The organism is Skermanella mucosa (assembly GCF_016765655.2).
In the GTDB taxonomy this organism is placed as follows: domain Bacteria; phylum Pseudomonadota; class Alphaproteobacteria; order Azospirillales; family Azospirillaceae; genus Skermanella; species Skermanella mucosa.
Genome location: NZ_CP086106.1, coordinates 1,014,570 through 1,034,763, shown reverse-complemented (window position 1 = coordinate 1,034,763; position 20,194 = coordinate 1,014,570). Strand labels below are relative to the sequence as shown.

Genomic DNA, 20,194 nt, shown 5'->3' with positions numbered 1-20,194 from the left:
TGTTCAGGATCGCGCGGTTTCGAGCGCGAAGCGGACGGCGTGGCTTTCCGGCTCGCGGTACAGCGGGTAGAGCCGGCCGACGATCCGGTCGATGGCGGCGGTGTCGAGCCAGGCCGGGCCGCCCAGCCGCTCGACCGCCTCGCGGGGAAGCGGCACGGCGGCGGCCCCGTCCGGCGGGGTCCCGACGCCGGCGAGCGGGCTGCCCCGCTCCATCAGGCGGCGGAGGCCGCGCTCACCGATGCGGTGGTAGCTCATGGTCTCGCACTCCAATCCAGGGACGATCGCCTTGACGGCGGAGATCGCGCCGTCGGGCGGCGACAGGTCCAGGTAGAGGATGTCGAAGCCCGCCTCGGCAAGGATCGCGGAGATCCTTTCCAGCCGCTCGGCCGGGGTGTCGGCGGGGGATTCCGGAAGATCGGCGAAGCTTTCCGTCGTCCGCCGGGACAGCACGGTGTCCGCCAGCAACCCGCGCAGCTCGCCGGCCGACAGGCCGCACCAGGCGGCCATGGCCTCGACCGCGCGCGGCTCCTCGGCGCTTGCGACGTGGCGGGCGCGGTAGCGGTCCAGGTAGCCTTCGGGGGCGATCCGCTCGATGAGGTCCAGCGGGCCGTGGGACATGGCCTTGCGCGACCGGCTGGAGCAGAACTCCAGCAGGGCCTTGTTCAGCGCCCGCTCGCGGTCCAGGTCGCAGGCCTCGCCGCAGGCGGTCTGCATGATCGGCACGGTCGAGCGGCCGTCGCGGTCGGAACCCACCACATAGAGGTTGACCAGCCCGAAATCCGTCGCGGCCAGCTTGGCGATCACGTCGATGCCCAGCCGGTCCAGGTGCGCCAGGAGCCGCAGCGTGTCGGGATCCTTGACTCCGGACAGGTCGAGCACGCGCCCCTGGTCCATGGCGCGGAAGCCGGTGCAGTTGCCGTCGCGCTGGAGCAGTTCCAGGAGCCCATGGACCAGCGCCCGCTCGAAGCCGTCGCCGGCGCCCAGCCCGTTGGTGATCGGCGTCGTCAGCGGCTCGATGCCGTCCAGCTGCGACCGGTAGCAGGCCGCGAACTCGTACGGCACAAGGACCGGCTCGCCCGACGGAAAGCGCCGCGCCGCCACCCAGGTCAGCGGCTTGTCCGGGGCATAGTCGGATCCGGCCGGCAGGCACAGGGTCAGCGGGTCGCAGACGCCGCGTTCCCCCCGGGCCGCCACGAGGTCGTCGTAGCTGCCGGTCACCCGCTCCAGCCGCCGAAGCACGGTGTCGGCCTGGACATTCTCGGCCAGCTCGCCTAGCACGCCGACCAGCGCCTGGTCGAAGCTGGCACCATAGCCGAAGCTGTCGAACTGGGACCCGTCCTGCTGCCGGTGGCAGGCGAACACGACCGGCACGCCGATGCGGTCCAGCCCGTCCACCCGGAAATGCTCCAGCTCGCCTGGCGGCAGGTTGTCCGTATAGGCCTTGATGACGGGTTGCAGGCTCATGCGAGGCTCTCCAGCGGAAACGGGCGGGTGCTGGGCGCGCCCGCCAGCAGGCGGTCGAACAGGCCCAGCGCGTGGGCTCGGGTGACGCCGGCGGCATGCTCGAACGGGGTGAAGACGTGGTCGAAATCCAGTTCCGCGAAGACGGCCCGGTAGCGCCTGATCTCGTCGTGACTCAGCGGGATCTGGTAGTGGAAGCCCTTGTGGCAGCTCAGCGCCACCGGCCGGCCCTCGCCGTCCAGGTCCACCTTCAGGCAGTCGCCGCAGAACAGCGCCCGGTCGCGGGCGTCGTGCAGCACGGCATGGCCCTCGTAATGGCCCTGGGTCGCGATCATGGTCAGGCCGGGCGCCAGCGCGTGGACGTCGTCGGACGGCCACGAGACCCGGAACGCCTTGGTGTAGCGCAGCCCGTCGCGGTGGATCACCACGGTCGGGTCGAACCGCTCGGCCAATTGCCAGAGGGCGCCGAAACCGTGGGGGTGGGAGCCGGCCAGGATGCTGATGCCGCCCAGCCGCTCGATCTCGTCCAGCGCTTCCGGCGTGTAGAAAGGCGCGCCCTCGAAGGCGATGTTGCCCTCCTCGCGGAGCAGCAGCCAGCCGGTCGAGCCGAGCCCGAAGGCCGGCTCGCAGGAGAAGCCGACGATGCCGGGCATCGCCTCGGCCCAGCGGGTGGTGACCTTGCCGGTCAGGTCCCCGGCCGTGCGGAAGTCCCAGCCGTCCGGCGGCAGGGCGTTCCGCACGTCCATGCAGACGGGGCAGCCGATCGGGTCCTGCCCGGCGAACCAGGGTTGCCAGAACCCGCAGTGGGAGCAGGCATACTGGGTCAGCGGCATGATCGCTCCATCAGGGTGAACAGGCGCAGGTCGCGCCCGGAGGGATAGGGAAAGGGCCGGCCGGCCAGGACGGCGTCGCCGAACGCCTCGATCTGGTTCAGGAACGGGCTGCGGTCGGCGCCGGGGACCGGCACTTCGGAACGCGCGCCGGTCCTGGCATCGATCAGGGCAAGGGTGCCGCCGGGCGTTTGGCCCATGGTGTCGGTGGCGACCGCCATGGCCCGGGTCCCGACCAGTTCCAGCGTCCGCCTGGGATAGGCGTCGGGGCAGTTGTAGGCGACCTGGATGGTGCCCAGCGTCCCGTCCTCGAACCGGCCGGTCAGCACGGCGCCGTCGTCCACGGGATAGTCATGGACCCGCCGCTGGACAAGCGCCCGAAGCTCCGCCCAGGAGCCGCCGAGCAGCACCTCCAGCAGGTCGATGCCGTGGGGAGCCAGGTCCCACAGGGCGCCGCCCCCCGCCCGGTTCGGATCGGCCCGCCAGTTGTCGCCGGAACTCCGATCCGTGGGGCTCCAGTCCGGCGGCAGCCAGCAGGCGTAGAAGATGCGGGCCTGGGTCACCGTGCCGAGCGCCCCTGCCGCGACCAGTTCCCGAAGGCGCACATGGGCGGCGTGGAACCGCTGGTCATAGGCGATGCCCAGGGTCACCCCGGCCTCCTTGCAGGCGGCCACCATGATCTCCGCGTCGGCCGAATGGGTCGCCATCGGCTTCTCGCACAGGACATGCTTGCCGGCGGCGGCGCAGGCGGCGACCACCGGCATGTGCTGGTCGTTGGGCGTCGCGACATAGACGGCCCGGACGGCGGGATCGGACAGCACGGCCGCCAAGTCCGAGGTGCCGAGGCTGCCCAGCCCCGAGGGGTCGCGGTCGCAGAGCGCCACGACGCGGCCGTTCCGTGCCGCGTGGATCGCCGGGATGACGTAGTCGCGGGCCACCCAGCCGCAGCCGACCACGGCCCAGCCCAATTCCCGGCCAGCCATCACCAGCGCTCCGGCAGGTCAAGCAGGATGCGGCGCCGGGCCAAGTCCCGGATCCGGGGATCGTCGATGCGGAAGTCGCCGCCCAGGGTGTCTTCGGGCAGGTCTTCGGGCGGAATCTCGGCCTCCAGATAAGTCGCCGATGCGTATTCGCGGGCGAAGGCGGGCGTCGGCCAGACCGGCCGCAGGCGGTTTCCGTCACGCTCCAGCAAGGGATTGATCCGGAGCCGGGCGCCGGGCGGCGGCGAGCGGAGGTCTACCGGACGGGTATCGACCGTCCCGGCGCTCCAGGCGAGCGAGACCGCCTCGACCGCCGCCAGTTCCTCCGCCGTGCGGGTGGGCGTCGGGGAGCGGGCCAGTTCGGCGTCGTCGTAGAGCTGGCAGCCGGGGAACAGCGCCGCGTATTCCTCCGGCGTGCGCGGCCGGCCGGCGATGCCATGCTCGAACCGCACATTGTGGGCGTGCCCGATCAGCACCGTTCCCGAGGCTCCGGCGGCCCGCATCAGATGACCGGCGATCCGCTCCTGCTCCGGCATGAAATAGAAGGCGTCGTGGCACAGGATCGCCGTCCCCTCCGGCAGCGCCATCGGGATACCGGACGTGACGTCGGCGCAGACCAGCGGGGCGTCGGGAATCAGGAAAGCCTTGGCGAGCCACAGCTTGGCGAACACCACGTCGATCCCGGCCACGGCCGTCCCGCGCCGGTCCAGGTCGCGCAGGATCTGTCCGATGCCGCAGGCGATCTCCAGCACCAGCGGCGGATCGGTCCAGCGGGCCTCCAGCAGTCCCAGGGCGGACAGAAAGGTCGGCGCCGACCAGCGGTGGGCGAAGTAGTGGGCCACCGGCCCGAAGTTCAGCGCCGCCATGGCCTCGCGCAGGGTCATGTGCCCGACGGCGTCGGCGAGACGGCCTGCGGTGTCCAACGAGGGCGGCGGGATGCGGGCCCAGTCGTCCTGGTCGCGCAGCAGCAGCGCCAGCGCCGCGCGCTCGTCACCGCGGTCGATCGCAGCCAGCGCCGCATCGCGCAAACCCTCCCGGCCGGTGCGCAGGAACGGGATGCCGGCGACCACGGGCCAGCGTTCCGTCCCGTCGGTGAGACAGCCCGGACCTTCGGCGTGCAGCGGCCGGCCGGTCGTCGGGCTCAGCAGGGGCAGGGCTTCCGTCACCGCATCAGCCCGACGTCGCGCAGCATGCCGGTCTGGAAATCCTGGAGCGGACCGGCATGGACCAGTTCCATCTCCTCGACCGCGTGGCGCAGTTCGAAGCCGGCGGCCCGGGCGTAATGGTCCATCTGGAGGATGCGGTCGATCACGTCGCCCGCATGGAAGGCCCTGGCTTCCGGCGTTTCCGCGTGCGGCAGGAGCTTGCGGGCCTGTTCGCAGGCGTGCGCCAGATGGTCGGGCAAGGTCGCGACGACCTCGTAGGTCAGGGTCCGGATGATGGAGTCCAGATGGTCGCCCAGCAGCACCTCCCCCGCGAAGCCGCTGTCGGGCAGCGTGGCGTTGTGGAAATGGTGGCACAGTCCGGCCAGGAACGGCGCCGCCGGGTCGGCCCCGTAGGAAGGGCTGACCAGCGCCGCGGTGACGGCCGTGACGAAGCAATGGTCGGCATGGCTTTCCGGCGGCTCCAGCACCAGCCGGGGATGTCCCGGCCGGGTGGCGCCCGCGCGCGGCTGCCGCTCCAGGTCATGGACGAAGGCCGGCGGCTCCGCGGCGGCGGGATCATGCTCGCCCAGATGGTCGCGCAGCGCCGCCGCCAGTATCGGGTCGACCGGGCCGGCGACGGCGTCGAAGCCGTTCCGAAGCACCCCCGTCGCGGCATCGTCGTCGAGCCCTGCGCGGGTCAGCATGGCGCGGTCGATGCCGCCGAGCCGGGCGGCGGCCACCGCCAGCGCGGTTTCCCGCAGGGCGACGGTGGCGGGGGAGTCCCCCGCCGCCAGCCGCCCCCAGGCGCGCCGGAAAGCGCGCGCCGCCAAGGTTCCCTCGATGCCGGCGGCCCGCACCCGCTTCAGGTCGTTGATCTCCCGCAGCAGCGGAAGCAGGGACTGGTCAACCGACATCGGCAAGGCTCGCCGCGGCCGCTTTCAGGGACTGCTCGCTGCGTTCCGTCGCGGTTACCGGGCTGTCCGCCCCGTCGAGCCAAGCCCGGAACCGGCGCTCCTGCTCGGGCCAGGCGTGCTCCGGCTCGGCGCCGTTCGTCATCAGCGGCGCCTTGAAGAAGACGCCAAGCTCCTCCAGCACGCCGCCCTGTCCGCGCTGCTTCGCCAGATCCAGGCACCGGGCGATCTCGATCACCAGCGGGGCCGCCAGGATCGAGTCCTTGCACAGGAAGTTGATCTTCATCTGCATGCGGTGGCCGAGGAAGCCGGTCAGGTCGATATTGTCCCAGGCCTCCTTGTCGTCGCCGCGCGGCGGGTAGTAGTGGATGAACACCTTGTGGTTCTCGACCTTGTAGCCGAGGATGCTGTCAAGCACCGACCCCTTGGTGTCCAGCTTGGACGCCAGCGAACTCGGATCGTCCAGTGCCAGCCCGTCCCGGTTGCCGAGGATATTGGTGGAGTACCAGCCGTCCACCTTCAGCGAGCGCCCGCGCAGCGCCGGCGCAATAACGGTCTTGATCAGGGTCTGCCCGGTCTTGCCGTCCTTGCCGGCGATCGGGGTGCCGTGCCGCCGCGCCAGCTCCTTCAGCGCCGGGATGTCGGCCGAGACGCTGGGGGTGAAGTTTCCGTACGGGATGCCGCTGGTGATCGCGGCATAGGCATAGAGCATCGCCGGACCGATCTCCGGATCGTCGGCGTCGAGGGCCATCTCGAACGCTTCCGGCGTCGCGAACTGCGGCAGCTTGGTATCGACCAGCCGCTCGGTCGAGGCGAGGTGGACCACCACCACGTCGTCGACGCCGCTGTCGGCCTTGAACCGGGTCAGGTCGTCCTTCAGGCTCGCCACCTGGTCGCGCATGGAGGTCAGGTTCGCTCCCTCGCGGCCGGCGACGTTGCGGCAGAACTTGACGTTGCCGACGGCGGGCCAGGGCCGGACCGCTTCCAACTGGGTGCGGACCAGATCAAGCTCGGCCGGTCCCAGGACGCCGTGCTGCCTGACGGCGGAGGCGAGATCGTCCGGATAGAGATCCCAGCCGGCCAGGCTGATGTTCTGGTAGGGCGCCAATCCGGCGTGGTTGGCATCGGCCAGCGGCAAACCCGACAGATCGACGGCGCCGCGGCGGATCATTTCCAGCCCGGCTGCGACCGTCGTTGCGACAGCCCCACCCAAACCAACGATTGCAACGCCGAGACGGCGTGCAGGCATCTCGCTCATAAATCCTCCGGAATTTCGTCGGACGCGGGCGCGCCGACTTTGAACTCGCATCTGTGGGAACGGAGGATGGTTGGCAGATCCAAACAGGACACTCGCCAATTGGCGAGAAGTTGCGTTCATCCGGGCTACCCAAATATACATCTGGATACTATGTTTCCTTTTGTGGAATGCGGTTCAAATTCTTGCCTCTACTACAAAGTACCTGCCCAAAATTAAAATCAAATCCGAAATTGACTGACCGTACCACCATCCCACATCAGGTCTCGCCCCGGGCTTCACTCCCCAAGGCGCTCCGCGATCCGGGCGAGCTGGCCCGGCGCGGGACGCTGACGGACAGCGCGCACGTGCGGCCGCTGACGCGGTACGCCAGGGATCTGGCTACCCGCATGGGCAGCCCGGTTCCGCTGGCCGACCCGCTCGACGGCGGCGTGTCGGCAAGGCTGCTGATCCTGCTGGAAACGCCGGGACCCAAGATGCTGACCACCGGGTTCGTGTCGCGGGACAACCCCACGGGGACCGCCGCGAACCTGTTCCGTTTCCTGGAACAGGCCGGCATCGCCCGTGCGGAAACGGTGATCTGGAACATCGTCCCGTGGCTGATCCAGGTTCCGGGCACGCCCAACCGCAACCCGACCCGGGCCCAGGTCGCCCAAGGGCTGCTCCACCTGCCCGACTTCCTGGACCTGCTGCCGGGGCTGGAGCTGGCCGTCACCGCCGGGCGCAAGGCCGAGGCCGCCCGGGGCCTGCTGGAGGCCCGGAACATCCCGTGCCTTGCCATGCCGCACCCCAGCCCGACCTATGTCTGCACCAGCCCCGACGTGGCACGCCGGATCTCGGCCTGCCTGACGGCGGCGGCGGAGCGGCTGGCCGCCCAACGACTGGACGCCCGACGACTGGACGTCACCAGGTAAAGCGCCATGTCTCCGTCATGACCCGATCGCTCCGCATCAGCCGCGCCGCCAGCTCCGCCGGCGCATCTTCAACCGGCCGATACTCGAAATACAGGCGCCAGCCCCCGGTTTGCGGCACATGCTCGACCACCGGCTCGACCACCGCGCCGGCGGAAGCGGTGACATCAGCGGAAAGGCCGGCGCCGTGACCCGGCAGCCCGTCCCCCTCGAAATCCACCACGAAGAACCGGCGCTCCGGCGAGGGCGGCACCGTCGGACGCAGCCGTTCGGCCGAGCCGATATGCGTCCCCGTCACCCGCCCCAGCGGGTACAGGCCGGTGCCGCCGTCCATCACGGTCAAGTCATAGCCGAAATCCAGCGGCCGGCCCGGATCCGGCGGCCGTCGCGGCACCCAGTAGGCCACGATGTTGTCGTTGTACTCCTCCAGGGAGGGGAATTCGTAGAGTTCGAGAACGCCCTGCGCCCAGTCGCCCCGCGGCTCGACCCAGAGGCTGGGCCGGCGCTCGTGCATCGCCTGGACATCCAGGTAGCTGGCGAAGTCGCGGTCCCGCTGCATCAGGCCGAAGCCGCCGGGTCCGGCCATCGCGTAGCCGGTGGCGAGCGGCGACGGGCGGCCGTTGACCAGCGGGCGCCAGCTCCACTCCCCGGCGCCGTCCAGCATCAGCAGCCCGTCGCTGTCGTGCATCTCCGGCCGGAAATCGTCGAAACCGCGCGGGCCGTTCTCGCCATGGAGGAACATGCTGGTCAGCGGCGCCAGGCCGAGCTGGCCGACCGGCCGGCGCAGGACCAGGGAGGCGTCTACCCGCGCCCGGGTGGTGTCGCCGGGTCGCAGCCGGAACCGGAAGGCGCCGGTCACGCTCGGCCCGTCGAGCAGCGCCAGCACGGTGATCTCCTCCGCTCCCGCTTCCGGGCGCTCGATCCAGAATTCCGTGAAATCGGGAAATTCCTCCGGCTCGGAACCGCCGGTATTGACCGCTACCCCCCGGCCGGAAATCCCGTATTCCTGCCCCCGGGCGATCAGCCGGAAATAGGACGCGCCGAGGAACACCGCGAACTCGTCGCCGGTGGAGCCCCCGCCGGCGGGATGGTGCAGCCGAATCCCGGCGAACCCGAGGTCCGGCAGGTCCGGGACGTCGAGGCCGCCGAGGTCGAACATGTCCGGACGGTAGGCCACCGGCGTCACGATGCCGTCCTCGACGATGCCGACGCGGACCCGCCGCCGATAAAGGAAGCCCCGATGGAAGAACTGCGCCTTGAAACCGTTCCCGTCGGCCCACAGGGCGCTGGACGGGCGGAAACGGATCGCGCGGTACTGGTCGTAGCTCATGTCGCGCAGCACCGCCGGCATGGTCTCCTCGGGCGGCTGGTAGGGCCGGGACGCCCGCTCGGCCGCCATGCGCTTGACCTGCTCGAACCCGAAGCTTCCCTCCGCCCTTGCGATGCCACGATTGCTCCCTATGCCGGGACCGCACAGCAGCAAGGCGCTTCCCACGCCGGCGGATCCGGATAAGAACGACCTGCGTGAAAACAACCGTTTCCACAGAATAAAATCGTCGGCGCGGTGGTTCATCGATAAGCCCTGTCCTCGGCTCCATTCAGGGGGCGCCGTGCCCAGCAATAACTTCCCGGAAGGCCACCTGTTCCATGACGCTCGATCCCTCGGCCGAGACTTCGCCGCGCCTGTCCCTTGCGGTGCGCAGGGCATTGTTTCTGGGCCCGGCGCTTTTCCTGACCCTGCTTTCGGCGGTGCTTGCGGCCGAGGCGATGGGCGGACCCCGGACCGGCCTGGACTGGGTGCTGGTGATCCTGTTCACGCTCAACCTGGGCTGGCTGGCGCTGAACGGCTGGCAGGTGGTGCTGGGATTCGTCGTGCATTGCCTGGGCAGGCGCGCCTTTCCGCCGCTGGAGCGGGCCGCCGCCGGAATCGACGTCATGACCCCGCCCAGGGCGAGGACCGCGGTGGTGCTCCCGATCTACAACGAGGACGTCGCCGCGGTGTTCGCCGCCGTCGCGGTGATGGCCCGCTCGCTGGAGCGGACCGGCGAGGTCGGGCGGATCGACCTGTTCGTCCTGAGCGACACCCGCGACGAGGCGATCTGGCGGGCGGAGGAGCGAGCCTACGACGCCCTGCTGGCGGAGTTCGCCGGTCAGCCGGGGCTTCCGGCGGTGTTCTACCGCAGGCGCCAGGACAATGGCGGGCGCAAGGCCGGCAACCTCGCCGATTTCTGCATCAATTGGGGACACCGGTACGATTTCATGGTGGTGCTGGACGCCGACAGCCTGATGGGCGGCGACACGATCCGCCGCATGATCCGGCTGATGGAGGACAACTCCCGGATCGGCCTGATCCAGACCGTTTCCCATCCGGTCAATCGGGAAACGCTGTTCTCCCGCATCCACCAGTTCGCCGCCAACCTCTACACGCCGCTGTCGGTCCTGGGACTGAACTTCTGGCAGCAGGAAGACGCCAACTACTGGGGCCACAACGCCATCGTCCGGGTCAAGGCCTTCATGGACCACTGCGACCTGCCGGTGCTTCCCGGCAAGGCCCCGCTGGGCGGCGAGATCCTGTGCCACGACGTGGTCGAAGCCTGCCTCATGCGGCGCGGCCCGTGGGAGACCTGGGTGCTCCCCCTGCTCGGCGGCACCTGGGAGGAGATCCCCGCCAACACCATCGACTATGCCGGCCGCGACCGGCGCTGGGCGCAAGGCAACCTCCAGCACATGCGCTTCCTGCCGGCCCACGGCATCCGCTGGCCGGGCCGCCTGCACATCCTGATGGGCATCATGTGCTACGTCTCCGCCCCGGTGTGGTTCGCCTTCCTGGTGCTGTCGGCCGGCCAGCTGATCCTGGGGGAGGAGCGCGGCGGCTACGGCCTGCTGACCTCCGGCCTGTTCAATCCCGGCGCCGCGGCGGCCGCCATGTTCGCCCTGACCCTGACGCTGCTGTTCCTGCCCAAGCTGCTGAGCCTGGCGGCCGTCCTGGCCGACGCCAGGGCGCGGGCCGGATTCGGCGGCGCCCCGCGCCTGCTGGCCAGCGCGTTGCTGGAACAGGTGTTTTCGACGCTGCAGGCGCCGGTCCACATGGCCTATTACACGCGTTTCGTCGTCTCCACCCTGGCCGGGCGGATCGTCTCCTGGGACGCCCAGCCGCGCGGCGACCGCGGCGTGGGGCTGGGCGAGGCGTTCCAGCGCCATGCGGTGCATGTGATCCTGGGCCTCGTCCTGGCCTCGACGGCCCTGCTGGTCGGTCCCGTGCTGTTCTGGTGGATGTCGCCGATCATCGCCGGCCTGGTGCTCAGCCCGGTCCTGACGAGCTGGTCGAGCCGGCGCGACGCCGGGCTGGCGGCCCGCCGCCTCGGCCTGTTCCTGATCCCGGCGGAGGTCGTGCCCGAGCCCGAGTTGACCGAACTGGCGGCCCGCCTGCGTGCCCCCGGCCCGGGCGACGGCTTCGCCGGAGCCGGCGCACGCCCTGCACTGCCCCGGCGCTCGCCGATCCCCATGGTGCCGCAATCCCTCTACCGGCCTTCGGCGCTCGCCGGGGAAACGGCCGACGCGGATTGATGCCTGCGCCGATCGGCGTTGCTATCCGTTATGGCTGGGTCAACCGTCAGATCGGACCCATCCATGGTAGATACCCGCCACGTTCCCTCCTCCAAGCTCGCCTCGCAAGAGCGTAAGGACGCCGACAGCATCTCCGCTCCCCGCACCCTCATCGTCCATGAGGCGGTGCGCATAGAAGGCGAGGAGGAACTGCGCCGCCCGACATCCTCGCTGATGTGGTCTGCGCTGGCAGCCGGGCTCTCCATGGGCTTCTCCATGGTCGGCGACGGGCTGCTCCGCGCCGGCCTGCCCGACGAACCGTGGCGGCCGCTGATCAGCAGCTTCGGCTACAGCTTCGGCTTCCTGATCGTCATCCTGGGCCGGCAGCAGCTGTTCACGGAAAACACGCTGACCGTGATCCTTCCCCTCCTGTACGAGCGGAGCTGGGTCGGCCTGCGCGACGTGGTCAGGCTCTGGGCCATCGTCTTCATGGCCAACATCCTCGGCACGCTGATCTTCGCCTTCGCCGTCGAATCGACCGGGGTGTTCTCGCCCGAAGCCAAGGAACAGTTCCTCCAGCTTGGCGTCCATGCCGCGGAGCCGAGCCCCACGGCCACGTTCGCCAAAGCCATCTTCGCCGGCTGGATCATCGCCCTGCTCGTCTGGCTGCTGCCCCTGGCCGGTTCGGCGAAGCCCTTCGTGATCATCGGGCTGACCTATCTGGTGGCCCTCGGGCAGCTTTCCCACATCATCGCCGGATCGGTGGAAGTGGCCTATGCCGCCTTCGCCGGAGCGGTGGACTGGAGCGAATACGCGATCGGGTTCCTGCTGCCGACGTTGCTGGGCAACGTCGTCGGCGGAGTGGGACTGGTGGCTCTGCTCGCCCATGCGCAGGTGAAGGAGGAGGATGATTGAGGTCCATGCGCCTGCGGAAGGCAGCGCGCCCGGCGAATGTCGGCGAACAAGAGAGTCGGGTCTGTTCCGGGAGCAACTATCCATGACTGGGTTGACGCAAACGTAAACGTCATCCCTGCCGGCAATGCAACTTCAAAAAAGACCTGTCTGCACCATGTTTTGATTGCACCGACACCCCCGCTATCACCTTTCTCAGATGCAGGAGAACCTTTAGACTGTTGATCAAGGCGGCCAGGCCTTAATAATGTCGAACAAAGGGCGATAGTGCTCTCTGAAGGGGGCTGGATGATAGTGCTTCCGGGCTCACCGCTCGTTCGGCGTCTCGTAATTCCTGTCGTCTTCATGTTCGCCGTGGGCGCCGCGACCATCTTCGGGCTGGCGAGCATCTCGGCATTCTGGCAGGACAGGAAGGCTGCGGTCGACTCCAGGCGGATGGTCGAGCATGCCTTGTCGGAAGAGAAGACCGCGCTCGCCGTGCTCGCCAAGGACTATACCTGGTGGGACGAGCCGATCACCCGCCTCTTCATCGAGTTCGATGCCGATTACGCCGACAGCGACTTCGGAGACTACCTGATCGACCAGCATGCCGCGGCCGCGGTCTTCGTATTCAACGAAAGCGGCTCGCAGATCTACGGCCGTACCGACGAGCGGTTCGAGGGCGGAGCGGAGGCCGGCCGGGAGATCGGCGCCGATCCGGAACTCCGCCAGCTGTTGCGGCAGGCCATGGCGTCCGGGCCATCGGAACCCGTGGTGGCCACGGGTATCCTGGACCTGGGCGGCTCGATCCATATCGCGGCGGTCTCGCGCTTCACGCCGGAGGCGGGAAGCACCGATTTCGCGGAACCGCCGCCGCTGGGCACGCTGGCCATCCTGCGCAGGATGGACGGCAAGTTCCTCGAACTCATCGGCCAGACCGCCCATGTCAACGACTTCGCGATCCTGCCGCCCGAAGCGGAGAAAGCGGGCTCGCTGACGGCACCCTTGATGACCCCCCTGGGAAACAGGCTGGCGACGCTGAGCTGGAAACCTCCCACGCCGGGGCGCGACTTCCTCACCTGGTTCCTGCCCCCTCTGCTGGCGGTCGGCCTGATCATGGGCCTGCTGCTCGCCCTCGTCCTGTCGCGGGTCCGGCAGTTCGCCGAGCACCTGGCCACCAGCGAGGAGCGGCTGGCGCTGGCGATGGACGCGGCGCGCGACGGGCTGTGGGACTGGAACATCGAGACCGGCGAGGCCCATTTCAGCGCGCGCTGGGCGACCATGCTGGGCTACCGGCCGGACGAGATCGAACCCAGGACCGGCGCGTGGGAGAGCCTGGTCCATCCGGACGACCTGCCCGAAGTGATGCGGGCGCTGGCCGAATGCCGCCAGGGCCGCAGCGCGACATACGAGGTCGAGCACCGGATGCGGGCGAAGGACGGCGGTTGGCACTGGATCCTGGCGCGCGGCAGGGTCGTGACCCGCAACGCGGCGGGCGCCGCGCGCCGCATGATCGGAACCCACACCGACGTGACCGCGCGGCGCCTGGCGGAACAGCGGGCGCTCGACGCCTGCGCGGAGGCGGAAGCGGCGAGCCGGGTCAAGAGCCATTTCCTGGCGAACATGAGCCACGAACTGCGCACGCCGCTGAATGCGATCATCGGTTTCTCCGACATGCTGCTGCGCGAGTTCTTCGGGCCGCTGACACCCAAGCAGAAGGAATATGCCGCCGCCATCAACTCCTCCGGCTCGCATTTGCTGGAGGTCATCAGCGACGTGCTCGACCTGTCGAAGGTCGAGGCCGGGCGCATGGAGCTTCACCCGGAAACCGTCGATGTCTCCGCCCTGGTGAGATCCTGCGCCGACCTGATGGAGAGCGAGGCGGACCAGGGCAACGTGACGCTGGAAACCAGCCTGCCCCCGCATCCGGTCGAGATCACCGCCGACAAGGTGCGGCTACGCCAGATCATCCTGAACCTGCTGTCCAACGCGGTGAAGTTCACCCCGGGCGGGGGACGCGTCGATATCGCCGTCCGCTGGCCGGCCGAAGGCGGCCTGGAGATCAGCGTGCGGGATACCGGCGTCGGGATGCGGCCGGAGGACATCCGGATCGCCCTGGAGCCTTTCCGCCAGATCGACGATTCGATGTCGCGGCGGCACCAGGGCACCGGTCTCGGCTTGCCGCTGGCCAAGATGCTGGCGGAACTCCACGGCGGCGAACTCGACCTGGCCAGCGAGCCGGAACGCGGCACGACGGTGACCGTCACCTTGCCCGCCCCGAAACGGCGGGCGGCGTTGCGCTCGGTCAGCGGGCGATCGGCCTGAGCGGCACGGGATCGCCGGTCGCCACCCAGTCGCCGACGCCCCTCGGCGCCGCCCCTGTTTGGGTCCGCCCACCCGCCAGGGCGACCGGTGCGCCCGCCGGCGCGCCGGCCGCTGCCGCTGGCGCGGCCACGGGCGTGCTGGCCGGCACGGTCGCCGGGACCGGGGCCGGCGCGTCGGCGGCCGGTGCCGGGGCGGCTTGGCGGATTGGGGCCGGCATGGCGACGACGACCCGCTGGGTCACCGGCGGAGGCTCGTCGGTCTGGTGGGTCAGCCGCTTATGGATGAAGACCTGTGAATTCCCTTGCCGCAGCGCGAGCCATTCGGTTCCCGGCGGCCGGCCCAGCACGTCGAGCGGGTCGCCCGGCCGCACCCCGCCGACGATCGGAAAATCCGTCCCCGGCCCGGCGCGCAGGTTGGCCGCCTTGGCCGCGACCCACTTCCCCGGCACCGCCTCGAACCGCGGGGCCGCGGCGGGTGCCGGAGGGGCGGCGACCGTCGCCTCCGGCCTGGGCGGAGCGGCCTGGCAGGCGCCGAGGCCGAGCAGGAGGGCGATGGCGGCGACGGGACGGCGCATGGAACTGTGACCCCGGATAGGACTGAGCGGCTTGCCGCCGCAGCCTAGCGGGAATGCATTTCCGAGCGGTTAACCAGTCGCCCGCGGACACCCGTCCGCGGAACCGTCAGCCACAATACTGGTGCAGGTTCCGGCTCCGCGCGGCTTCCGCCTCCAGCATCTTCCGGTCGCTCTCGTGCCGGGCGGAGAAGGACAGGACATATTGCTGGAGTTCGCGGGCCTGGAACGGCTTGGCCAGGAAGAACAGGCGGTCGGCCGGCGGAATGTCGCGGGTGATCTCCCGGGCGTCCACCCCGGTGAAGCCGCTGACGATCACGATGCTGATCAGGCCGTCCAGTTCCCGGATGCGCTTGGCCGCCTCCAGTCCGGAGATGCCGGGCGGCATCCGGACGTCCAGGAACGCCGCGCCGAACGGCCGACCTGTCCGCAGCCCCTCCAGGACCTGGGCGACCGCCGGCTCACCCTGGCGCACGCAGACCAGTTCCACTTCCAGGTTCGCGGGGTCTTCCGACCGGCCGAAAAGCTGTTCCTCGATTTCGGTGATGCGGTCGCGCCTCGGCGCCAGGTCGTCGATGACATAGCGGTAGCTGTCGAGCAGCATGGGCTCGTCATCAGCCGCCAGGACGCGGAAAGGTTGGGTCGTCCTCATGCCGTCTCTTTCAGGCTGTCGAAATTGAAGACCCTCTTCCTGGCCGGGAGCCGGACCACCATCCGCGCGCCCCGGCCGATGCCGTCGCTGACCGCCCAGATGCCGCCGCCCATTCCCGCCAGGCTGTTCGCGCACCAGTGCAGACCGATGCCGCCGCTGTGGACCCGGCGGGTGCTGTAGCCGCGCTCGAAGATCCGGTCCAGCTTGTCCTCCGGAATACCCTGCCCATCGTCGGAAACGTGCAGTTCCACCATGTCCACGCCGTCGCGCCTCACCAGTTCGCCATCGATCGAGATCGTTCCGGCCCCGCGACCCGCGGCCAGGATCGCCTCCTCGGCATTCACGATCAGGTTGCCGAACACCTGGGTCAGGACCACGTGATGGCCGCGAACGGCGGGCAGCTTCGCCACGCCGGGCGCCACCGCGATCCTGATCTTCTCGCCATTCTGCAACAGTTTCGAGGCCTCGTCGACCACACGGGAGATGTCGATTGTCTCAACCTGACGTTTTGCCCGGCTGAAACGCTCATGGTCATAGAAGATCTGCTCGATCTGAGTCGCCTGGTCGCCGATCACGCCGATGTCGGTCTCGATGGTCGAGTGGCTGGTGCGCAGATGCTCCATGCAGGCTTTCAGGTACGTCACGGCGAGGGCGCAGTCCTGTCGGTCGGCGGTCGCCGCCTCGACGCGCCCGACGGCCGCCTCCATCCTGTCGAGATGGGCCATGTCGAGCGCCCGCCCGATATGCCAAAGCTTGATCGAGATCGGGGTCAGCGCGTTCCGGACATTGTGGGTCATGCCGCCGACCAGCTCCGCCATGCCGGTATAGAAGCTCTGCTCGACCAGCCGTTTCTGGGTCTCGTCGAGCTGCTGGATCGTGCGCTCGAACTCGTTCTCCAGGATCACGATCTCGTCGGGCGATTCCCCGGCGGCGGAGAAGCTGGCCGACGCGGCGAACTCCGGGCCGGACTCCGGAATGGTGCCGCCGCGTGCCTCCAGGACGCGCCGCATCAGGCGGGCGACCGGCTTGACGACCGTCCGGTTCAGCATCAGCAGGATCGCCAGGCCGGCGAGCGCCAGCACCGCGGCCATCAGCGCGATCACGTAGTTGACCATGCTGCTTCCGGCCTCGCTGATGGTGCGGGCGTAACTGGTCTCCAGAGCCAGGGCGGGCTTGCCCGCGATGTCGTTGAGCACCGTGCGGACCGTCAGGTGATCCTTGCCCACCGTCACCTCCCGGTTCCGCGGCGCCTCCGCCCTGCGGTCCCGCTGCAGTTCCCCGGTCGGTTCCTGGACGGCCGGTGCCGCCGGGCCGTCCCCGGCACCGCCGGAGACCTTGCCGCCGGCGGCGTCGATCGGATCGAGGGTGAAGCGGGCATGGACCTGCCGGCCGAGCCGGTCCACCAGGCCGGCATCCAGGAAGCGCCCCAGCAGCAGGAAGCCGGCGGCCGGTCCCGTGCCGTCGGCCCGGAGGATCGGTGCGCTGACGACCAGCATCGGCCCCCTGGACGTCATCAGGATGCCCGACGGGGTGGCGGTCACCTCCTCCTCCCCGGTGGAGAACAGGGCGAGCTGGGCCGGCGTCAGCAGCTCCTTGGACATTTCCGGCAGGTCCACGGCCTCGCCCGCCGAGAGGTCGAGGATATCCCCCCAGGCCACCGTGCCGTCGAACCGGACGAAATACATCAGGTTGACCCTGATGCCCTGGAAGCTCTGCGGCACCAGGTTCTGCCCGACGAACTCCCGGACGCCCTCGCCCCGCATGAACCGGTAGCTGCTGTCCCAGGTGGCCCAGTCCAGGGCGGAGCCGCGCAGATGGGCCAGGTTGTCCGAAACGGCATCGACCGCGCGGTCGGCGTTGCGCTCCGCCAGGGCGCTCTCGATCGACCTGAACTCCTCGCCGACGATCAGGTGGACGATCAGGGCATTGCCCACCAGCATCGCGAGCGCCGCTGCCGACAGGATAAGGATGACACGGTGTATCAGGCGCATTCGTCGGGGCTCCCCTGCCGGGCGGCGGCATGGACATCGGTGGCGGTGGCGGTGGCGGCAGCTTGGATCTCGGTCCTGTGGATCAGCTGGAGCCGGGCGCCGGTCCTGCCCGGACCGGGCGCGGTCTGCTCGGCCAGCCGGCCGTAGAGGCGGGCGAGCCGGCGCTGCCAGTCCGCGAGGAGCGGCGGCAGCGCCATGGGGTGTTCGGCAACCAGGTCGGCGATCAGCGCGCGGTGGAACCGCAGCACGACCATATCCGTCACGGCGATGCCGCCCAAGGGGTAGCTCGCGTCCTCCAGGAACGCGGTCTCGCCGAACGCGCCTCCGGCGCCGATCCGGTCCACCGGCACCCCGTCGATCCGCAGTTCGGCGGTGCCGGCGCGGATCACCGAGAGATAGCGGATCGGCTCGCCGGCCTCGAACAGGGAGGTTCCGGCGGAGGGCGTCGCGGTTTCGGCCCGCTCCGCCAAGAAGCCCACCTCCTCCAGGGTCAGCGCCTGGAACAGGGGAAGCGTCTTGAGGAACAGGATCAGATCGAGCATGGCGTTTTCTCCGGTGGCGGGAACCGCGGCGTCGTCGAGCAGGCGGGCGGCCAGCAAGCGGGTCCAACGGTCGGCCGAAGCCGCCCTCATCACGGCGCCCGCCGCCTGGGTCGGCGACCGCACCGCTCGCGGGGAGTCCGCCGCAGGCGGCGCATCGCCCGCGCCCGCTTCCAGCAGGGCCAGCACCGGGCGGATGAAGCGGCCGGTCGGCAGGCTTGAAAGCGCCTCGATGGCATCCGCCCGTATGCGGGCGTCCGACGAGTGGGCGAGGCTGTAAAGCAACCGGATGTCGCGCTTGTTGCCCAGCGCCGCCTTGACCATCAGCACCCGCCAGATGATGCGCCGGTTGCTCGCCCGGATGGCGGCGGTCATCACGTCGACCAGCGATTGGGACGGGTCGAACAGTCCCGTGACCGCCGCCAGTCCGTGAAGATTGTAATGGGCCTGCCGGTAGAGCGGGGCCAAATGGTCCAGCAGGATGCGCCGGGCGCGGCGCGTCCCGATTGCCCCCAACGCCAGCACGGCCGCATTGGCAACCTCGGGCCGGCGGGAGGCGAGCCGAGGCAGGATCTCCGGAACGGCGGCGTCGCCGCACCGGCCCAGCGCCTCCGCGGCGTTCTGTCGCGCTTCCGCGGATCCCTGCTCCAGCATGCGCGCCAGCGCCTGGATATGGCGCACCGGGTCCAGGACGACGACGGCACCCCGCGACGCCGGCGCCTGGGCGGGCCGCCCGGCCCCCCCGTCGAGAGCCAGGTCGAGAGCCAGGTCGGGAGCGAACTTCCTGGCCAGCTCCCCGGCGTGGCGCCGGACCTGGGGATCGGGATGGGCATGGAGCGCCAGGATGTCGGCCCGGGAGAACCGGTGCGCTCCCCCACGCCGCCTGGAGTCGAGCGGACCGGCCGCCCGCCGGCGCAGGCTTTTCAGCAGGCTGGGCAGGAATCCCACGCCGATGGAAGCACAGACGGCGGCGAACAGCGCCGCGAGGCCCATGGTGACCAGCAGGACGGTGCGCGTGTCCGCCCAGCCCTGGAGCCACAGCAGGCCGACGCCGGACAGCGCGATGCCGGCGGGGTAGATGGCCCCCTCCACCAGCATGCGAACCTGCCCCAGGACCCGGTAGGGGATCGCGGCATAGTTCAGCGTCTTGACCGGTTCGAAGATCGCGTTCGACACCGCGTTGGCGTTCATGTGCATGACGATGGCGGCGGGCAGGCCCCAGACGAGGAAGAGCCCGGCCAGGCTCAGCAGGGTGGTCGCCGGAAAGATCAGGTTGCGCAGCAGCGGGCTTCCCCGTTCCAGGACGAGCCGCCCGAACAGCGCCAGGATGACAAGCTCCGCCGCCTGCTGGGCGGAATAGACGAGGGCCAGGAACCCGGCCAGCGCATCCTCGTCCTCGAAGGCTTCGGCATAGACCACCATCGCCAGGTAGTCCTGGAGGCAGAACAGGGCCGACATCAGCAGGATACCGAGGCCGATCGCGGCGATCAGGGGAAAGCCGGCGATGGTACCGCCCAGGGACCGCAGCGCGTCCAGGATTCCGCACTCGTCCTCGTCTTCCCCGTCGCCCAGCCGTTCGAGCCGCCGCCCGATGCGCAGGCACTGCAGGAGGGCGAGGCCGAACAGGACCGACGACACCAGGAACAGCGTCTGGGTCGCGACGACGTGGGAAAGTGCCGAGCCGATCAGCCCGCCGCCGACGCCGCCGGCGCCGAAGGCCATGGCAAGCTGGGCCGCGTGCCGCTTCATGTCGAGCGTCGTCAGGTATTCCGATGCGAGCAGCCAGAAGAGCGTGTCGTAGAGGATCTCCAGGCTGTAGGCCGCGATGTAGGCGGCGTGGGTGGCGCCCGGGGTCTCCGCGACGGCCATCGCCCAAAGAACCATCCCCATCAGGGCCGAGGCGAGGCACAGGGCCGCGGAGACCCGCAGCGTCAGCCAGCGCGACAGCACCGCCGAGACGGCCGACGCCAGCGGGATCGAGACGGCGGCGAGCAGGATGTAGAAGACCGGCATGGCGTCGCTGCCTTCCTTGGCCAGGAAGAGCGCGGCGCTGCTGGTGGTCAGGACCAGGATGCCGCCGGACGCCAGGGCTCCCAGGACCGCCAGTTCGACGACGCAGGCCGGAACTTCGAAATACCGTCTCAGGAAGGACGGCAGCGCCATCGACGGCTTGGACATTCCCGTTC

Annotated in this window: 15 protein-coding genes; 4 read left to right on the top strand and 11 right to left on the bottom strand. The window is 69.7% G+C overall.

The window, feature by feature from the left end; genetic code table 11:
- Window positions 1-3 precede the first annotated feature (3 nt).
- Genes JL100_RS04720 through JL100_RS04695 form a run of 6 tightly spaced genes read right to left on the bottom strand, consistent with a single transcriptional unit; the run spans window position 4 to window position 6,585 of the window.
- The gene (locus tag JL100_RS04720) at window positions 4-1,464 is read right to left on the bottom strand and encodes a YcaO-like family protein (protein WP_202681622.1); all 1,461 of its coding nucleotides are present in this window, start codon (window positions 1,462-1,464) and stop codon (window positions 4-6) included.
- The gene (locus tag JL100_RS04715; protein ID WP_202681623.1) at window positions 1,461-2,294 is read right to left on the bottom strand and encodes an MBL fold metallo-hydrolase; all 834 of its coding nucleotides are present in this window, start codon (window positions 2,292-2,294) and stop codon (window positions 1,461-1,463) included. The genes JL100_RS04720 and JL100_RS04715 overlap by 4 nt, the downstream gene beginning before the upstream one ends.
- Complete coding sequence (locus JL100_RS04710) at window positions 2,285-3,274, bottom strand: Gfo/Idh/MocA family protein (protein ID WP_202681624.1); 990 nt, start codon at window positions 3,272-3,274, stop codon at window positions 2,285-2,287. The genes JL100_RS04715 and JL100_RS04710 overlap by 10 nt, the downstream gene beginning before the upstream one ends.
- Window positions 3,274-4,437 carry a class I SAM-dependent methyltransferase gene (locus tag JL100_RS04705; protein ID WP_202681625.1) on the bottom strand — a complete coding sequence of 388 codons (1,164 nt, stop codon included), beginning with the start codon at window positions 4,435-4,437 and terminating at the stop codon, window positions 3,274-3,276. The genes JL100_RS04710 and JL100_RS04705 overlap by 1 nt, the downstream gene beginning before the upstream one ends.
- Window positions 4,434-5,330 (bottom strand): HD domain-containing protein, encoded by an 897-nt coding sequence (locus tag JL100_RS04700; protein ID WP_202681626.1) that lies wholly within the window; start codon window positions 5,328-5,330, stop codon window positions 4,434-4,436. Before JL100_RS04700 ends, JL100_RS04705 begins: the two co-directional genes overlap by 4 nt.
- Window positions 5,320-6,585 carry an inositol-3-phosphate synthase gene (locus JL100_RS04695; RefSeq protein ID WP_202681627.1) on the bottom strand — a complete coding sequence of 422 codons (1,266 nt, stop codon included), beginning with the start codon at window positions 6,583-6,585 and terminating at the stop codon, window positions 5,320-5,322. The genes JL100_RS04700 and JL100_RS04695 overlap by 11 nt, the downstream gene beginning before the upstream one ends.
- 230 nt (window positions 6,586-6,815) lie before the next feature.
- On the opposite strand from JL100_RS04695, the gene JL100_RS04690 reads away from it, so the two are divergent.
- On the top strand, window positions 6,816-7,496 hold the full coding sequence (locus tag JL100_RS04690) for a uracil-DNA glycosylase (RefSeq protein WP_202681628.1): 681 nt from the start codon (window positions 6,816-6,818) through the stop codon (window positions 7,494-7,496).
- Here JL100_RS04690 and JL100_RS04685 read toward each other — a convergent pair.
- Complete coding sequence (locus tag JL100_RS04685) at window positions 7,486-8,988, bottom strand: glucan biosynthesis protein (protein WP_202681629.1); 1,503 nt, start codon at window positions 8,986-8,988, stop codon at window positions 7,486-7,488. The two genes, JL100_RS04690 and JL100_RS04685, sit on opposite strands and share 11 nt — an antisense overlap.
- A gap of 152 nt (window positions 8,989-9,140) precedes the next feature.
- On the opposite strand from JL100_RS04685, the gene mdoH reads away from it, so the two are divergent.
- The 3 genes from mdoH (at window position 9,141) to JL100_RS04670 (ending at window position 14,255) form a co-directional block, all read left to right on the top strand.
- Window positions 9,141-11,060: a glucans biosynthesis glucosyltransferase MdoH gene (gene mdoH, locus JL100_RS04680; RefSeq protein ID WP_202681630.1), complete on the top strand. Its 1,920-nt coding sequence runs from the start codon at window positions 9,141-9,143 to the stop codon at window positions 11,058-11,060.
- A 63-nt stretch (window positions 11,061-11,123) separates the two neighbouring features.
- The gene (locus JL100_RS04675) at window positions 11,124-11,954 is read left to right on the top strand and encodes a formate/nitrite transporter family protein (protein WP_228421073.1); all 831 of its coding nucleotides are present in this window, start codon (window positions 11,124-11,126) and stop codon (window positions 11,952-11,954) included.
- 285 nt (window positions 11,955-12,239) lie between these two features.
- Window positions 12,240-14,255, top strand: a complete 2,016-nt coding sequence (locus JL100_RS04670) for a sensor histidine kinase (protein ID WP_202681632.1) — start codon at window positions 12,240-12,242, stop codon at window positions 14,253-14,255.
- Here JL100_RS04670 and JL100_RS04665 read toward each other — a convergent pair.
- The 4 genes from JL100_RS04665 to JL100_RS04650 form a co-directional block, all read right to left on the bottom strand.
- Entirely contained in the window at window positions 14,236-14,829 is a 594-nt protein-coding gene (locus tag JL100_RS04665; protein ID WP_202681633.1) for an SH3 domain-containing protein, read from the bottom strand. The two genes, JL100_RS04670 and JL100_RS04665, sit on opposite strands and share 20 nt — an antisense overlap.
- Before the next feature lie 106 nt (window positions 14,830-14,935).
- Window positions 14,936-15,478: a response regulator gene (locus tag JL100_RS04660; protein ID WP_202681634.1), complete on the bottom strand. Its 543-nt coding sequence runs from the start codon at window positions 15,476-15,478 to the stop codon at window positions 14,936-14,938.
- The gene (locus JL100_RS04655; RefSeq protein ID WP_202681635.1) at window positions 15,475-17,469 is read right to left on the bottom strand and encodes a sensor histidine kinase; all 1,995 of its coding nucleotides are present in this window, start codon (window positions 17,467-17,469) and stop codon (window positions 15,475-15,477) included. Before JL100_RS04655 ends, JL100_RS04660 begins: the two co-directional genes overlap by 4 nt.
- Window positions 17,460-20,186: a HEAT repeat domain-containing protein gene (locus tag JL100_RS04650; RefSeq protein WP_202681636.1), complete on the bottom strand. Its 2,727-nt coding sequence runs from the start codon at window positions 20,184-20,186 to the stop codon at window positions 17,460-17,462. The genes JL100_RS04655 and JL100_RS04650 overlap by 10 nt, the downstream gene beginning before the upstream one ends.
- Window positions 20,187-20,194 lie beyond the last annotated feature (8 nt).

Bases quoted from the DNA above. Each gene is read 5' to 3' on its own strand.
- JL100_RS04720 (WP_202681622.1), bottom strand. From the start codon at position 1,464: ATGAGCCTGCAACCCGTCATCAAGGCCTATACGGACAACCTGCCGCCA.
- JL100_RS04715 (WP_202681623.1), bottom strand. From the start codon at position 2,294: ATGCCGCTGACCCAGTATGCCTGCTCCCACTGCGGGTTCTGGCAACCC.
- JL100_RS04710 (WP_202681624.1), bottom strand. From the start codon at position 3,274: ATGGCTGGCCGGGAATTGGGCTGGGCCGTGGTCGGCTGCGGCTGGGTG.
- JL100_RS04700 (WP_202681626.1), bottom strand. From the start codon at position 5,330: ATGTCGGTTGACCAGTCCCTGCTTCCGCTGCTGCGGGAGATCAACGAC.
- JL100_RS04695 (WP_202681627.1), bottom strand. From the start codon at position 6,585: ATGAGCGAGATGCCTGCACGCCGTCTCGGCGTTGCAATCGTTGGTTTG.
- mdoH (WP_202681630.1), top strand. From the start codon at position 9,141: ATGACGCTCGATCCCTCGGCCGAGACTTCGCCGCGCCTGTCCCTTGCG.
- JL100_RS04675 (WP_228421073.1), top strand. From the start codon at position 11,124: ATGGTAGATACCCGCCACGTTCCCTCCTCCAAGCTCGCCTCGCAAGAG.
- JL100_RS04670 (WP_202681632.1), top strand. From the start codon at position 12,240: ATGATAGTGCTTCCGGGCTCACCGCTCGTTCGGCGTCTCGTAATTCCT.
- JL100_RS04665 (WP_202681633.1), bottom strand. From the start codon at position 14,829: ATGCGCCGTCCCGTCGCCGCCATCGCCCTCCTGCTCGGCCTCGGCGCC.
- JL100_RS04660 (WP_202681634.1), bottom strand. From the start codon at position 15,478: ATGAGGACGACCCAACCTTTCCGCGTCCTGGCGGCTGATGACGAGCCC.
- JL100_RS04655 (WP_202681635.1), bottom strand. From the start codon at position 17,469: ATGCGCCTGATACACCGTGTCATCCTTATCCTGTCGGCAGCGGCGCTC.
- JL100_RS04650 (WP_202681636.1), bottom strand. From the start codon at position 20,186: ATGTCCAAGCCGTCGATGGCGCTGCCGTCCTTCCTGAGACGGTATTTC.